The organism is Bradyrhizobium sp. CCGUVB23 (assembly GCF_024199885.1).
Classification (GTDB): Bacteria; Pseudomonadota; Alphaproteobacteria; order Rhizobiales; family Xanthobacteraceae; genus Bradyrhizobium.
Genome location: NZ_JANADQ010000001.1, coordinates 7,790,536 through 7,804,887, shown reverse-complemented (window position 1 = coordinate 7,804,887; position 14,352 = coordinate 7,790,536). Strand labels below are relative to the sequence as shown.

Annotated in this window: 12 protein-coding genes; 5 read left to right on the top strand and 7 right to left on the bottom strand. The window is 62.8% G+C overall.

Going from position 1 to position 14,352, the window contains the following annotated elements; genetic code table 11:
- Positions 1-202: 202 nt before the first annotated feature.
- The 4 genes from NLN62_RS36335 to NLN62_RS36320 all read right to left on the bottom strand — a co-directional run bounded on the left by NLN62_RS36335 (position 203) and on the right by NLN62_RS36320 (position 5,697).
- On the bottom strand, positions 203-949 hold the full coding sequence (locus tag NLN62_RS36335; protein WP_027524134.1) for a Crp/Fnr family transcriptional regulator: 747 nt from the start codon (positions 947-949) through the stop codon (positions 203-205).
- Positions 915-4,115 carry a CheR family methyltransferase gene (locus tag NLN62_RS36330; RefSeq protein ID WP_254111983.1) on the bottom strand — a complete coding sequence of 1,067 codons (3,201 nt, stop codon included), beginning with the start codon at positions 4,113-4,115 and terminating at the stop codon, positions 915-917. Before NLN62_RS36330 ends, NLN62_RS36335 begins: the two co-directional genes overlap by 35 nt.
- Before the next feature lie 295 nt (positions 4,116-4,410).
- Positions 4,411-4,680 (bottom strand): hypothetical protein, encoded by a 270-nt coding sequence (locus NLN62_RS36325; RefSeq protein WP_027524132.1) that lies wholly within the window; start codon positions 4,678-4,680, stop codon positions 4,411-4,413.
- A gap of 9 nt (positions 4,681-4,689) precedes the next feature.
- A complete protein-coding gene (locus tag NLN62_RS36320; protein ID WP_027524131.1) occupies positions 4,690-5,697 on the bottom strand; it encodes a chemotaxis protein CheB in 1,008 nt (335 codons plus the stop codon).
- A gap of 96 nt (positions 5,698-5,793) precedes the next feature.
- Between NLN62_RS36320 and NLN62_RS36315 the strand changes: the two genes are divergently transcribed.
- Together NLN62_RS36315 and NLN62_RS36310 are read left to right on the top strand one after the other, a co-directional pair.
- A complete protein-coding gene (locus NLN62_RS36315) occupies positions 5,794-6,198 on the top strand; it encodes a response regulator (RefSeq protein WP_027524130.1) in 405 nt (134 codons plus the stop codon).
- A 55-nt stretch (positions 6,199-6,253) separates the two neighbouring features.
- The gene (locus NLN62_RS36310; RefSeq protein ID WP_156944423.1) at positions 6,254-6,457 is read left to right on the top strand and encodes a hypothetical protein; all 204 of its coding nucleotides are present in this window, start codon (positions 6,254-6,256) and stop codon (positions 6,455-6,457) included.
- A 678-nt stretch (positions 6,458-7,135) separates the two neighbouring features.
- Here NLN62_RS36310 and NLN62_RS36305 read toward each other — a convergent pair.
- The 3 genes from NLN62_RS36305 to aspD form a co-directional block, all read right to left on the bottom strand.
- Complete coding sequence (locus NLN62_RS36305; protein ID WP_254111982.1) at positions 7,136-7,897, bottom strand: enoyl-CoA hydratase-related protein; 762 nt, start codon at positions 7,895-7,897, stop codon at positions 7,136-7,138.
- A gap of 628 nt (positions 7,898-8,525) precedes the next feature.
- Complete coding sequence (locus tag NLN62_RS36295) at positions 8,526-8,747, bottom strand: hypothetical protein (RefSeq protein WP_027524126.1); 222 nt, start codon at positions 8,745-8,747, stop codon at positions 8,526-8,528.
- An 85-nt stretch (positions 8,748-8,832) separates the two neighbouring features.
- Positions 8,833-10,446 carry an aspartate 4-decarboxylase gene (gene aspD / locus NLN62_RS36290; RefSeq protein ID WP_254111981.1) on the bottom strand — a complete coding sequence of 538 codons (1,614 nt, stop codon included), beginning with the start codon at positions 10,444-10,446 and terminating at the stop codon, positions 8,833-8,835.
- Between the two features lie 79 nt (positions 10,447-10,525).
- On the opposite strand from aspD, the gene NLN62_RS36285 reads away from it, so the two are divergent.
- The 3 genes from NLN62_RS36285 to aspT (NLN62_RS36275) are packed head-to-tail and all read left to right on the top strand — an operon-like array spanning position 10,526 to position 14,185.
- The gene (locus tag NLN62_RS36285; RefSeq protein WP_254111980.1) at positions 10,526-10,786 is read left to right on the top strand and encodes a hypothetical protein; all 261 of its coding nucleotides are present in this window, start codon (positions 10,526-10,528) and stop codon (positions 10,784-10,786) included.
- A complete protein-coding gene (gene aspT / locus NLN62_RS36280; protein ID WP_254111979.1) occupies positions 10,783-12,474 on the top strand; it encodes an aspartate-alanine antiporter in 1,692 nt (563 codons plus the stop codon). The genes NLN62_RS36285 and aspT (NLN62_RS36280) overlap by 4 nt, the downstream gene beginning before the upstream one ends.
- A 16-nt stretch (positions 12,475-12,490) precedes the next feature.
- Positions 12,491-14,185 carry an aspartate-alanine antiporter gene (aspT, locus tag NLN62_RS36275; RefSeq protein ID WP_254111978.1) on the top strand — a complete coding sequence of 565 codons (1,695 nt, stop codon included), beginning with the start codon at positions 12,491-12,493 and terminating at the stop codon, positions 14,183-14,185.
- Positions 14,186-14,352 lie beyond the last annotated feature (167 nt).

Below are 14,352 nucleotides of genomic sequence, written 5' to 3'. Positions count from 1 at the left end.
CGGAGGCTCAGAGCGCCGGGGCCGATCGCCTGCCGCACCAGGAGGCGGCCCGGGCGGACAGCCTTCGTAGCTTCGGGGCGGAACCGGGTTCCGGCATTTCCATAGGTTAAGCGGAGCGATTGTTGCTCGCCGCCAGGTCTGGCGCTGCACTGCGATGCGGTCAGGCGAATGGAGCTTGCTGCCCAACGATATGAAAGACCGGCTACTTGCTGCGGTAGAGTTGCAGATAGCTCGGCGAGTACAGCGCGGCGTCCTTGAGTGCTTCGACATCGTTGACGGTCAAGGTGCGCTCGCGCAGTACGATCAGGCCGGCGGCGCGCAATTCCTGCACGGTGCGATTGAGATGGACCACCGACAGGCCGGTGGCGTCGGCCAGATCCATCTGGGTTACCGGCATGATACAGGAATTGCCGTCGATCATTCCGACCGGGCGCAGCCGCTCGAAAATCTCGCAGAACAGATGCGCCACCCGTTCCAGAGCGACACGGCGGCCGAGATTGATGGCCCATTCGCGCTGGATGGCGCAGCTCACGAGCGTCTCGCACCAGAACGCCTCCGCCAGCGAACGGTCGCTCGCGATCAGACTCTCGAAACGCGCGCGCTTGATTTCGGTATAAACGACCGGCGTCAGCGTCGCGATGGAGTGATCCATCACCGCCAGCAGGAACGCATGCGCGTCGCAGGTCTCGCCGGGGAAGATGAAATTGACGATCTGGCGGCGCCCGTCCTCCAGTGTCTTGTAACGGCAGAGCCATCCCGACAGCACGATGCGGACGCTGTCGACGGGATCGCCCTCGGAGATCAGGTCCTCGCCAGAACCCGCGCGTTGCATCCCTTCGAGGACGGCGTGCTCGAGCGAAGCAGAGGCGCCCGCCGACAACGGCCGCAGCGCATTCAGCCGGCGAATGACCGGATCAGTAACGCTTCGATCGAGGGTCGACACGGGCATTAGTTACCCCCCCCGGCGTATGGAACGTGCGCTTGCTCAAGGGAATCGTGATCGTACATTGCAGCCCTGAAGTGCTGAACGCTACTGTCGTCTGGCCCTTGAACTCGAACGCCAGCGTGCGCTCCAGAAGTTCGGTGCCAAAACCCTTTCGCGGCGGCGGTGTAACCTGTGGTCCGCCCCGCTCGCGCCATTCGAAGACCAGTTCCGGCGGATCGGTGGCCTCATCGAAGCGCCAGGAGATTTCGATCCGCCCCGTGGGCCGGCTCAAGGCGCCATATTTCAGCGCGTTGGTCGCGAGCTCGTGGATGGCGAGCGCGAAAGTCTCCGCGGCCTTAGGCTGGAGACGTACCTTGGGGCCGGAAACCCGCACCTGCTCACCCTCGCGAGCATTATAGGCCAGGAGCTCCTCGACGACGAGATATTCGAGATCGACGCCGCCCTCGGGATCGCGGGTCACCAGCGCCTGGGTGCGCGCGAAGGCGTTCAAGCGGCCGTCGAGATGGGAGGCGTATTCCTCTACCGTAGAGCTCGATTCCGCGGAGCGGCGGGCGATCGAGCGCACGACGCCGAGCGTGTTGCGGACACGATGCTGGAGCTCGGCGAGCAGCAGGCGCTGCCGCTCCTCGGCGCGAGTGATCGCGGTGACATCGATGAAGGTGATGACGACGCCGGCGATGAAATTGTCGATGCTGCGATAAGGCAGGATGCGCACGATATAGCGGGTACCGCTGTCCGGCGCGGTCAGCTCGCGCTCGGCGCTCGCCAGCGTCCGCAGCACGCGGCGGACGTCATCATAGAGCTCCTCGATGGGGATGCGCGCCTTGATGTGGGCGATCGGGCGGCCGACGTCGGTTTCCACCAGGTGCAGGACCTGCGTAATCGCGGGCGTGAAATTCATCACCCGCAAATCATTGTCGAGGAACACGGTTGCGATCTGCGTGCTCTCGAGGAAATTCTTCAGATCGCTGGTGGCGCGCGTCAGTTCCTGCACGCGGTGCGCCAGCTCGCCATTGACCGTGGTCAGCTCCTCGTTGACCGACTGCAATTCCTCGCGCGAGGTCTCGAGCTCTTCATTGGCCGATTGCAGCTCTTCGTTCAGAGACTGGTATTCCTCGTTGGAGGATTTCAGCTCCTCGTTGGTGCTCTCGAGCTCCTCGATGGTCGCCTGCAGTCGCTCCCGCGTCGCCCGCAGCTCGCTTTCCAGCCGCTCGACGTGCTCCGTGCGCACCAGCGCATTGGGATTGCCCTGGTCGGCCTCGATCGCGCGGACAGGACCGTCTTTGAACAGCACCACGAAATTGCGGTGACCGCCGGTGCCCTCCTGGATCGGCTCGACCGTGATGTCGACCAGAACGCGGTGGCCGTTCAGCCCGAGTAGCACCTGCTCGGCATGGGCGGGCTCGTTGGTCTCCGCCGCGCGGCCGAGCGCTGTGCGCAGTTCGAGCCTGAGATCGCGATGCACGAGTTGCAGCAGGTCGAGCGTGGCGGCGCCCGCGGTCGGCTCGATGTAGCGGCCGGTGCGCCCCGAGAAGTGCAGGATCTGGAAATTGTCGTCGGTGATGACATAGGCCGGCGCGTAGCGCTCGGCGATCCGCTGTGCGCGGCGCTCCAGACCCACATCCGGGCCGAACGAACGCACCGGCGGCACCTCGACCGGCGCCCTGCCCGCCGTCGTCGTGATCGGAAATTCCGGCGGCAGCCGCGTTCCGGTCTCGAGCTTCTTGAAGATGCGGGCGCGGCGGTCGACCGGCGCGAACAGCTTGGGATGCCGCGTCACGTTCTCGGAATTACCGAGAAAGAGGTAGCGGTCCGGCAACAGCGCGAAATGGAACAGCGGGATCACCCGGTTCTGCAGTTCGGCATTGAGATAGATGAGGAGGTTGCGGCAGGAGACGAGATCAAGCTTGGAGAACGGGGCGTCCTTGATGACGTTGTGCTGCGAGAAGATGCACATCTCGCGCAATTCCTTCACCACACAATAGGTATCGCCTTCGCGCACGAACCAGCGCGCGAGGCGTTCGTTGGTCATATCCGCCTCGATACTGGTGCGGTAGCGGCCGACCCGCGCGGTGGCGAGCGCCCGCCCGTCGATGTCGGTTGCGAAGATCTGGACCTGCGGTGCGGAATCGAGCCGCGCCATGTGCTCGCGCAGGAGGATGCCGATCGAATAGGCCTCCTCGCCGGTGGCGCAGCCGAGCACCCAGATCCGAACCTGCTGGCCCGCGCCCTTGCCTTCGAAGATCTTTGGCACGATCTGCGTCTCCAGCACCTCGAATTCGCGCTTGTCGCGGAAGAACTCGGTGACGCCGATCAGAAGATCGTTGAAGAGGTGCTGCGCCTCGTCCTTGTCGTTTCGCAGGAAATCGACGTAGCCCGGAATCTCGTCGATCTGGACCACCTGCATGCGCCGCTGCACGCGACGAAGGAAGGTGTTCTGCTTGTAGCCGTGGAAATCATTGCCGGTCTTGTTGCGCAGGATGTCGGCGATGCGCGAGAGCGAGGTCGCGGCTGCCGCCAGCACTTCGTCGAAGCCCTGCTTCTCCTCGAGGCGCCGCAGGTGCCGGGCATAGACCTGGATGTGCTCGGGGATATCCTCCGGCGGCAGCACGTAGTCGGCGATGGCCGCGGGCGTGTTGCCGTCGAGCAGATGCTCGGATTCGGGGCTCGCTATCTTTTCCGCAATGGCCAGACCGCCGTGGTCCTTGAGCGTGGCGGTGCCGAGCGTGCCGTCACCGCCGGTGCCGGCAAGAATCACGCCGATCGACTGCTCGGCGCGCTCTTCGGCGAGCGACACCAGGAAACTGTCGATCGTGGCGCGCTCGCCCGGTGCCTGCTCGGCCTTGCGGATCGCGAAACGGTCGCCCTGGATGGTGGTGATCATCGCCGGCGGGCACAGGTAGATCGTACCTCCCTCGATCGTCCCGGCGTCACCGATGTCGGCGACCTTGGCGCCGTTGGAGCCGCGCATGGCCTCGCGCAGCCGGTCCTCGTCGAAGGCCTCGTGATGCTGAAGCGCCAGCACGATGGCCTGGTCGTCCGCCACGGTCAGCTTGGCAAAGAAACGCTGGATGCTCTCCAGGGCGCCGGGCGATGCGCCCACGCCGATGATCAGCGGGGCCTTGACCTGACGCTCTCCCTCGACCGGCTGGTCGCCGACTTCTTTCATGGCTCTGGTAGCTCTCTTTGGCTGGCCGGGAGCAACGGGCGTCCGGCCCCTGCAATTAGCAGAAATCGATCTTACCCCAACAGCTCAAAGGCAGAAACGCCGTCTGCGCCGTTCGATCCCGCAGCGCAAGCGTTGTCAGGCGCCATGAGGCGGGTCATACCCGCCCGGTGGCGCTGGAACCCACGATGCAAATATCCGAAGAGTGGCCCTGATCCGGCGTGCCGGGGGCGCCGCAGCGTTCGACTAAATATTCGAGCTCGGCACGGAATTCAGAAGGCCGTCCGTCGGTCGGCCCCTACGCTCCTGGATCAACCTGCCTCTGAAGATAGATCACCCGCTGCTCGATCAACGTGCGATGGCGCTCCCACTCGATCAGGGTCTGCTTGAGGAGATCGACGAGCCGTTCGGCCTGGCGCGTATCATGGCCGCCGGCCATGAGGTCGCGCACCCGATCTTCCTGGTCGCGGATCCGCTGCCAGCCTTGCTCGATATCCTGATCGGCCTTGACGAGAAGCCGCTGCTCGGAATGGAGCTCCTCGGTACGCTCGGCGAGGGAATGGGCCATGGCAGTGCCTCAAGCTTCCTGCTTGCGAACCCGGGGATCAAGCGAGTGTAGCACGACCCGCCGGATCATGTCGGCATATTCGCGGTATTCGGCAGCCCGCGAGGCGTACATTTCGGCGACCGCGGGCCGGCCGCTGCGCCGGCCGTCGGAAGCCATACGTTGCACCAGTTCCGCCCGCTCCTCGATGATGCGCAGTGCGACGCGCAAGGCTTCATCGACGCGTCCCTCCTGCTCCTTGGCCAGCGCATCGGCCGTGTAGGCGTGACCGACCTGACAGCGGAAACGCATCGGGCGCGATTCTTTGACCTCGGAGAGCACGCCGCCACAGGCCGGACAGGTCAGCGCGACGGGATCGGCAAGCGAAGTGAGGATGTCACTGCCGATGCGGTCACCAGCCGCAATCTCGACTTCGAGCCTGATCTCCGGCGGAATCGGCAACACCGCCCCTGGAGGCTCTCTGACGAGCTCGGACAGGACGTCGCCCATACTGGCGCCGGGCACACAGAGATCGATGGTGGTCGCCTCGATAGCGCGCCTTGGCATTTCGTCGGCGATGGCATCGGACGGATCCTGCACCACCGTCGTCCCGCCGCAACGCTTGATGGCGTTGAGACCGGCCGCGCCATCGGACAACAGCCCGCTCAGGAGAACGCCGATCACGCGCGAACCGTGATGCAGCGCGGCCGAGCGAAACAGCGCATCGATCGCCGGCCGCACCATGTTCTCGCGCGGACCGCGGCCGAGCAGCACACGGTCCTCGGACAGCAGCAAATGGTGATCGGGTGCGGCCAGATAGACGCGGCCGGGTTCGATTTTCATGCCGTTTTCGGCCTGCCGGACCGGCAGCTTGCCGGCGCTGCTTGCGACCGTGGAGAGAATGCCAATGCCTTGCGCCGGTATGTGCAACACGATGAATACGGCCGCCGGCAGGTCTGCCGGGAGGCGGCCCAAAATCTGCTTCAAGGGTGCCGTCGCCCCCGCCGAGCCCCCGATGACGATGATGTCGCGGTTGCTCATGGAACCGGCCTTCGATTGCATCGTTTGGACCAAGGCGGCTTCCGGTCTTATGTTCCTAAAGACTTGGAGGAGACTTGCTTGATCCTTGGAGGCACCATGTCGGCATCGCCCACATTGTCCCGTCAACGCATGCCGCTGGCGGGCCGGCGCATTCTGGTGGTCGAGGACGAATATTTCCTCGCTGATGACATCGGCAGGACACTTCGCGCGCTCGGCGCCGAGATCGCCGGACCGGCCGGTCACATCGAGGACGCGGTCGAGATTCTGCACGATGGCGGCGTCCTGAACGCCGCAGTGCTCGACGTGAACATTCGCAGCGACATGATCTTCCCCGTAGCCCGCGAGCTCAGGGCGCGCCACGTGCCCTTCGTGTTCACGACTGGTTACGACAAAATCACCATCATTCCCGAGTTCCAGGACATCGTGCTCCTTGAAAAGCCGCTCGATCTCGCAGCGATGGCCCGGAAGCTGACGAGGCTCATCGACGCTCCAGGGATCTGACACACAACGGCGCGTGGTGCTCGCGCCGCTCATCGCAAAGATAGAGGGACACGCGATGATCTACACACCCAATCCCGCGCTGGATACAAAAGTCCTGGCGAATTCGCGCGAGCTGGTTCGCGAGGCGCTCGCGCTGCTGCGCGGCAGCGATCATCTCGTCAGTGCGCTGCGCCTGCGTGAGGAGCTGGGACGTCAAGAACTGCCGCGCAGTGAACGTCAGCGGCCGGGCGTAACTAGCGTCCCGCTCACGGCAAGTTGACGGCTAGAACAGATGCGCGAGGGCCAGCCAGGCGGTCACCGCCAAGCACAACGCAGCGGCGAAATAAGGCAGCGCAACGCGCAAGATGACCTCCCGCCCCGTCAGCTCAGCATCATCCAGACAATTGCGCCCGTCATCACGAGAAAACCCGTAATGGCGGTTGCGACAAAGGCCTGTTCCACGCGATCCATCGCCATGGCAGCCCCTTTCCAGCCCGATCAGTCTGATGGGCTGGGAGGTGTTGCGCATTAGGATATGTGAATCGACCGCTGCTACTTATGTCCGCAGAGGTGCACCAAGGCCGAGCCGCAAGGAGTTGCGGCGCTGCGATTTTAGCTGTTCCCGCCAGAATCCCGCCAGTTCCACAGCCGTCACCGGAGGCTGCTTCCTGGTCAAGCGGTATGGCCGTCGAACTCAGCCTGTCACGCTGGGGCGTCATCCGCGCGGGATCCGACCCGCCGGGAATTCCGCGCGGCCCGAGTTGCTCTCTTTGCAGATCGCCGGCCGAGCACGGCGGTGAAGAGGCCTCCGCAAAAATATCGAAAACAACCCCATGCAAAGTAGCAAGCAATCCCGAACTTAGGCGAAATACGGATTTTGCGAACTTGCTTGACACTTCGGGCAAATCACCGGCATGATGCCATCATCGCAGCATCTGGATGGATCACTTGCGCCGGCCTACCTGGCCTTGCGCGCAAAGAAGTTCTGGAACGCAGCGAGCGCCTCGGGCGAGCGCATGCGCTCTGCGAAGAAATGGTTCTCCTGTCCGATCCGCCGCTCGATCTCTTCCGTCGGGAGCTTCAGGAGCTTGCGCGCGATCGCGACGGCGTCGGCCGGCAGCGCACAGATCTCGCGCGCCACCTTCTGGGCCTCGACCACGGCGTGCCCGGGCGCCACGATCTGGTTGACGAGGCCGGCCTCCCTCGCATCCTCCGCGCTCATCTCGCGGCCCATGACCAGCGTCGCAAACGCGCGCTGATGCCCGACCATCTGCGGCACGAGCAGGCTGGTGGCGCCATCGGGCACGAGGCCGTAGTGGATATAGGGCGAAGAGAACGTCGTGGTCGTGCTCGCGATCACGTAGTCGCAGTGCACGACCATCGTCATGCCGATGCCAATCGCGATGCCGTCGACCGCAGCGATGATCGGCTTGGTGTTGTTGACCAGCGCCTGCAGGAAAATCACGGAATTGCGCGGCCGCGCGCCATCGTCGGCCGCGGTCGCGGCCTTGAGGAAATCGCCGATGTCGTTGCCGGCAGTGAAGACACCCGAACGCCCCGTCAGGATCAGGCAGCGGATCGCTGGATTGGATTGCGCGGCGTTGATGGCATCGCTCATCGCCAGGTACATGTCCTGCGTGAGCGTGTTCTTCTTCTCGGGACGGCGCATCGTGATCGTGCGCGTGGCGCCGTCGTCGGTGACGATGATGTGCTCAGCCATGGCGCTTGCCTCGCATCACTAGCGAATGAATCCGAATCGCGACGGCCTGGTCCTTTGTCTTCGGACAGGGTCGCACGTCGCAAGCCAAAGCCAAACGAAAATTTGTCAGAATGAGACTGCGCGGCTTGCGATTTGTCGACGGCCCTCGGAGACGACATCAATGGACGTCGGACCGGCGGGAGACAACAACGATTTGCGCGGTTAGCTACGAAGTTGGATTTGCCGAAAATAGTGAGTTTGGGGAGTGAACCACCTGGCTAGGGCGCGCACCTCGTCTTCGCATGTTTCCAGTGCGATCTTCTGGGCAAGCATCACATCACCGATTGGCAGATCACCAACCGGCACGAAACATAGCCCCTCGCGGAGGCGACCTGTTTTGTCAATCTCGCATACATTGACCGAGGTGCCAGTATAGATCCTGTACTGATTTCCGGTGTTTCCTCCAACGACGTCGAAGTAGCCCTTGCTTGCGAACTGCTCTCGCTGCGCCTGCGATAGCCATTCTCGCAGCATCCGCAGCGACCGTCCCTCGGGCGTGGCCTCGGCGCCGTGCCTTATGAAGAGGGCTCTCGTCGCTCTCATGCGACGACTCAAGAGAATTGATCGAACCCCGAACATGACTAGGTGACTACCCACCAACTAATCTCGGAAAGAAGAGTGTTTCTTCCGCCGAGGGGTCGAACGACCAGACTTTCGATACCTGATCTGGACTGGTCCGGACCGCCGCGGTAAAGCCAATCCTGGTCAATTCGTAAAAGCGCTGTTCCGCCTCGGCCAGTTCCTCTGCGTCGCCGGAGTTGAAGGAATAACGGCTATCCCCGTTGCGGTCCATCACGAGCTGGATTGGCATAATCGCACTCCTATGATTGCTATTGGTCGAGGATCTTGATCCACGGGCGACGCCCTATCAGGGCGTCGCCGTAGCCGCGTTTCCGTTAGCCTCGCTTAGCCGCTTCGTATGTGTCCCGGTATCCCCTGGCAATCGTTCGAACGCCCCGTCCGATATCGTCGTAGACGTCGTCCGGCAGGTTCGCCAGGGAGACACGGAGCGACCATTCGGGAGCATCGAAGCCGCCACCGTTCAGCAGCACGATCCCGTGGGCTTCCGCCAAGCGGAATGCAAGGTCGAGCGGATGAATGTGCTTCTTCAGATAGTCAACGGCTTCATCCCCGATGTTCTTCCGGGCCCAGAACTCGAAATCGATCAGGGCATAATAGGCGTCGTAGTTTGGATTGGGCGACAGCTTGTCGGCGAGTCCAAGGCCATCGAGCATCGCCCACAGCCGCTTGTTGACGATTTCCATGCAGGCAGCCTGGTAGGCCTTCTTCGCGTCCATCATTTCCGCGAGCGAGAAAAGGCTCATCATTACCTGCTGCGGCAGCGACAGGCCGGCAGTGTGATTGAGCGCGACGTCGCGACTGTCGGCAACGATGCGATCGATGAATTTCAGCTTGCGCGGCTCCAGCGTCAGCGGCCCGTAGCGCTTGTCGAGCGCCTTCACGGCGTCGTCGGGCAGCTTCGCGATCATCTTGTCGAAGATGTTGTCTTCGTGAATGGCGATGGCGCCGAGCCGCCATCCCGTGCAGCCGAAGTATTTCGAATAGGAATAGACGCCGATGGTGTTGTGCGGGAGCTCACCCAGCAGCGAGCGGAAACTGTGGACGAAGGTGCCATAGACGTCGTCGGTGAGCAGCATGAGGTCGGGGCGCTTGGTCTTGACCAGGTTGCCCAGCTTGGCGATCGTCTCCGGGCTCACCCCCATGCCAGAGGGATTGGCGGGATTGACGATGAAGAAGGCCTTGATCTTCGGATCCTCCAGCTTCTTGATTTCATCGTCGGTGAACTGGAATTTGTTTTCCTGCGGCGCCCTGATCTGGACGACCTTGAGGTCATAATCCTCCAGATGCGTCATCTCGATGTAGGGTGTGAAGATCGGCGTTCCCAGCGCGATGGTGTCGCCGGGAAGCAAAAGGCGATTGGCCTTCAGCGACTTGAAGAGGTAGCACATCGCCGCCGTGCCGCCCTCGACCGCATAGATGTCGAACTTGCCGGCCGGCCGCGGCTCACCGCAAACGGACCACATCAGATATTCGTGCACGATCTTTTCGTTGTGCACCAGCATGCGGTCCGGCACCGGATAATTGTCGCCGATGATGGAATCGACGAGCTCATGGACGAAGGCGTCGGGGTCGAAGCCGAATTTCTTGACCGCAAAAGGCAGCATCTCCGAAAGGAAGCTCGCGCCCGGCATGTCGGAATGCTTGGCGAGCCAAGCTTCAAACCGTGGGGCAATGCCTTTCGCCTGAGGCATGCCGCCAATCCCCGCCGGGTGCTCCATAGTTCGCTTGCTTTCGGTGATCGCGAACTGCCCCAGCAGGAAGAAACCTTCGCGCGGCGTGGTGGCCACCCAGTTCGGATTGCCGCGGCCGGCATTCAGAAACGCGGATTGCGTCCGCTTTGACGTCGCCTTGGCGAGATTGATCAGCTCGTCCTTGATCTCGAACGGGCTCAGCGCCTCGAATTTTTTCAGGGTCAAGATATCGGCCATGTGACACTCCCGAGCTGTCGAGCTGTGCAACTTCGCCTGCGCAATCGCGCTCAGGATGATGAGCGGTCAGTGACGTCCCTTGATCTACCTCAAGGCCCAGGCGGCGATAACGCTCCGGATCGACGCAATTGCTGCAATGCAGGAAACGATTTCGTCGGCGGGTTCGCAGATGCCGCGAGGCTCGGCAATTGCCATTGACATAAATCAACGTTCCCTCTTCGAACCGTCTCTTCTTGTTGATCGATACGGCTTCAGCTCTCGTCGTCGGATCTTCGATTCACGAAGTGGAGCGGGAGCAAAGGGGGCGCACGCCGACGGCATGAACGGGGTGACATCATGATCGACTGGTTCTTTCAGACGCTCAAGACCTATCCGGAAATCGCGATCTTCCTGTCCCTGGCCCTGGGCTACTATTTTGGCTCCTTCACCTACAAGGGCCTGGGACTGGGGGCTGTCACCGCGACACTGATTGCCGCTGTTATCATCGGCCAGATCGGGATCACGATTACAGGCCCGCTCAAGCCGTTTTTCTTCCTGATGTTCCTGTTTGCCATCGGCTACGGCGTCGGGCCGCAATTCGTGCGCGGCATCGCGCAGGATGGTGTTCCCCAAGCGATTTTCGCCGCCGTCGTGTGCGTGTTCTGCCTTCTCGCCGCGTATGTTGGGGCGAAGATTGCCGGCTACGATGTCGGTTCGTCCGCCGGACTTTACGCCGGTTCGCAGACGATCTCGGCGTCCATGGGCCTGGCGACCGATGCCATCAACCGGCTCGGGCTGTCGCCGGAAGAAACCAAGAAGATCCTCGACGGCATGCCTGTCGCCTATGCAGTCACCTACATCTTCGGCACTGTCGGATCCGCGATCGTCCTCGCTCTGCTTGGCCCGGCCCTGCTCGGAATCGATCTCGAAGCGGCGTGCAAGAAGTATGAGGAGGAGCACGGCGGCAAGAAGCAGTTGGGCGGCCCCGGCACCGCGTGGCACCAGTTCGAGGTCCGTGCATTCCGCGTTCGCGAGCGCGGCCCGGCGGTCGGAAAGACGGTGCAGGAGGCCGAAGCGCTGGTCCCCGATCAGCGGGTGTTCATTCTGCGGCTGCGGCAGGACGGGAAGATCATCGATGCCATGGCCGATGCCGTGATTCATGCGGGAGATGTCGTGGCCGTGGCAGGCCGGCGCGACGTGCTCGTCCAGCTGATCGGCGAACAGGCGGAGGAAGTCGACGATCGCGAGCTGCTGGCGATGCCGATCGAAGGTGTCGATGTCTACGTGACCAGCAAGGACGTCGACGGCAAGACCCTGGAGGAACTGGCGAAGCGCCCGGCATCGCGCGGCGTATTCCTGCGCAAGATCACGAGGGGCGCGATCGCGGTCGAGATCCCCATTCTTCCCAACACCAAGCTGAACCGGGGCGACATCGTCACCATCGTTGGACGCACGCCCGATGTCGCGGCCGCGACAAAGATGCTTGGCCGGCCGGATCGGGCAACCGACGTTGCCGACGTTGCCTTCATCGGCGCCGCCATTGCCATCGGCGCGCTGGTTGGCGCGATCGTCTACAAGATTGGCAGCGTGCCCCTCACGCTGTCCACCTCCGGCGGAGCGCTGATCTCAGGCCTGTTCTTCGGCTGGCTGCGTTCCGTGCGGCCGACCTTTGGCCGAATCCCCTCACCTACCGTCTGGTTCATGAACTCCGTCGGCCTGAACGTTTTCATTGCCATAGTCGGTATCTCGTCGGGACCGGGCTTCGTAGCCGGCCTGAAGGCGCTTGGCATCGGCCTGTTCCTCTGGGGCGTCGTGGTAACGACCGTGCCGCTGATCCTCGCAATGTATGTCGGCAAATACCTGTTCAAATTCCATGACGCCATCGTGCTCGGATGCTGTTCCGGCGCGCGGACCACGACTGCCTCGCTCGGCATGGTCAATGATCGCGCCAAAAGCCAGATTCCGGGTCTTGGCTATACCGTCACGTACGCGGTTGGAAACACGCTGCTGACGATCTGGGGCATGGTGCTCGTCATGCTGATGACCTAGAAATCGGCTGCTGGAGATGCTGACCTGGCTGGAGCAGTTTCTCGTCCGTTATCCGGAGCTCGCGCTGTTCCTGGTGATCGCCGCAGGCTACTGGATCGGAAGCTTCAAGATCGGCGCCTTCAGTCTCGGCCCGGTCACGGGTTCGTTGTTCGCCGGCCTGGTGGTCGGCGACTTCGCGCATGTGCCCGTTTCCAGCATGACCAAATCCTTCCTGTTTCTGCTGTTTCTGTTCGGGGTCGGCTATTCCGTCGGTCCGCAATTCGTGCAGGCGATGAAGCGCGACGGGCTGAAGCCGATGCTGCTCGCCGTCGTCGTGTGTCTCACCGGCCTTGCGGCCGCAATTGTCGTGGGGAGGATACTCGGGCTCGATCCCGGCCTTGCGGCAGGGCTGATGTCGGGGGCGCTCAGTCAAAGCGCTGCGATGGGAACGGCGACCGACGCGGTCAACGGACTTTCGGCGCCGGAGGCGCAGCGGGCCCTGTATGTCTCGCACATCGCGGTCGCTGACGCGGTCTGCTACATCTTCGGCTATGCGGGCGTGATCACGTTCTGCACGGTGATCGCGCCGGCGCTCCTGAAGATCGACCTGCGGAAAGAGGCGCTCAAGCTCGAGCAGTCGCTGGGAATGACCCGCACCAAGCCGGGTCTGGCATCCGCGTGGCGAAAATTCGAGCTGCGTGCCTATCGGCTGGACGAGCACTCTCCCCTCGCCGGATTGACCGTCGCGGCCGCCGAAGCCCGCCTGCCCGAGTACCGCGCGTTCATCCATCGGATCCGCCGTGGAGAACGCATTCTCCAGGCGGAGCCCGGCACCATCCTCGCGCCAGGCGACGTCATCACGATATCGGCGCCGCGCCAGATCATCGTGGAACTGATCGGCTCCCGCGCCGAGGAGGTCGAGGACAGAGGGCTGCTCGACATTCCCTTGATCTCCGCTGACGCCTTCCTGATCGATGCCAAGCTCGCGGGCATGAACCTGCAGGAGGCCTCGCAGCAGGACTGGACTCGCGGCCTCTATTTGCGCTCGTTGAGCCGGGGCGGCCAGGAGCTTCCGATTGCTTCCGGCATCATCCTGCAGCGTGGCGACCTGCTGCGCATCGTCGGCCCCGAGCCAGTCGTGGAGAACGCGGCGAAGAATATCGGCGTCATCGTAGCCCCCAGCACAAGCATCGATTTCGTGGTGCTAGGGCTCGCTATCTTCTTCGGCGGCATCTTTGGCGTTCTCGTGAGTTTTCCTGTCGGCAGCATCAAGATCGCGCTGAGCACGAGCGTCGGAACGCTGCTTGCCGGGCTTCTGGTCGGCTACCTCCGCACGCTCAATCCGCGCTTCGGCCGGATTCCGGACGGCGCCATCAGTCTGATGACGTCACTCGGACTGGCCGCGTTTGTCGGGCTCACGGGGATCCATGCGGGGCCGATCTTCCTCTCCGCCTTGCGGGAATCGGGCATCGGCCTGCTGCTCGGCGGCATGGTCGTGACCCTGCTGCCGCAGATCGTCGGATTCTGCTTCGGTCATTTCGTCTTGCGCATGAACCCAATCCTTCTGCTCGGCGGGTTGACCGGGGCGCAAACGGTAACGGCGGCAATGGCCGCCCTCCAGGAGCGATCGGGAAGCCCGGTGCCCGTACTCGGCTATACGCCGGCCTATCCTATCGCGAACATCCTGCTCACGACGTGGGGCTCGGTCATGGTCGTTGTGTTTGCGGCCTGAGGCCGACACGGGACAACCTATGTGTTGGGAAGGGACATTCAGCGTCGCATCACTAGTGCTACGGCTGCCTTTTCGAGATATCCCGGTTCAATCCATCATGGGCCAGTTTGAGCTAGCTGGAGCCAAGCAGAGGTCGTCCGAGTAAACTTCGAAGCCAGTGCCGCCCG

Bases quoted from the DNA above. Each gene is read 5' to 3' on its own strand.
- NLN62_RS36335 (WP_027524134.1), bottom strand. From the start codon at position 949: ATGCCCGTGTCGACCCTCGATCGAAGCGTTACTGATCCGGTCATTCGC.
- NLN62_RS36330 (WP_254111983.1), bottom strand. From the start codon at position 4,115: ATGAAAGAAGTCGGCGACCAGCCGGTCGAGGGAGAGCGTCAGGTCAAG.
- NLN62_RS36325 (WP_027524132.1), bottom strand. From the start codon at position 4,680: ATGGCCCATTCCCTCGCCGAGCGTACCGAGGAGCTCCATTCCGAGCAG.
- NLN62_RS36320 (WP_027524131.1), bottom strand. From the start codon at position 5,697: ATGAGCAACCGCGACATCATCGTCATCGGGGGCTCGGCGGGGGCGACG.
- NLN62_RS36315 (WP_027524130.1), top strand. From the start codon at position 5,794: ATGTCGGCATCGCCCACATTGTCCCGTCAACGCATGCCGCTGGCGGGC.
- NLN62_RS36310 (WP_156944423.1), top strand. From the start codon at position 6,254: ATGATCTACACACCCAATCCCGCGCTGGATACAAAAGTCCTGGCGAAT.
- NLN62_RS36305 (WP_254111982.1), bottom strand. From the start codon at position 7,897: ATGGCTGAGCACATCATCGTCACCGACGACGGCGCCACGCGCACGATC.
- NLN62_RS36295 (WP_027524126.1), bottom strand. From the start codon at position 8,747: ATGCCAATCCAGCTCGTGATGGACCGCAACGGGGATAGCCGTTATTCC.
- aspD (WP_254111981.1), bottom strand. From the start codon at position 10,446: ATGGCCGATATCTTGACCCTGAAAAAATTCGAGGCGCTGAGCCCGTTC.
- aspT (WP_254111979.1), top strand. From the start codon at position 10,783: ATGATCGACTGGTTCTTTCAGACGCTCAAGACCTATCCGGAAATCGCG.
- aspT (WP_254111978.1), top strand. From the start codon at position 12,491: ATGCTGACCTGGCTGGAGCAGTTTCTCGTCCGTTATCCGGAGCTCGCG.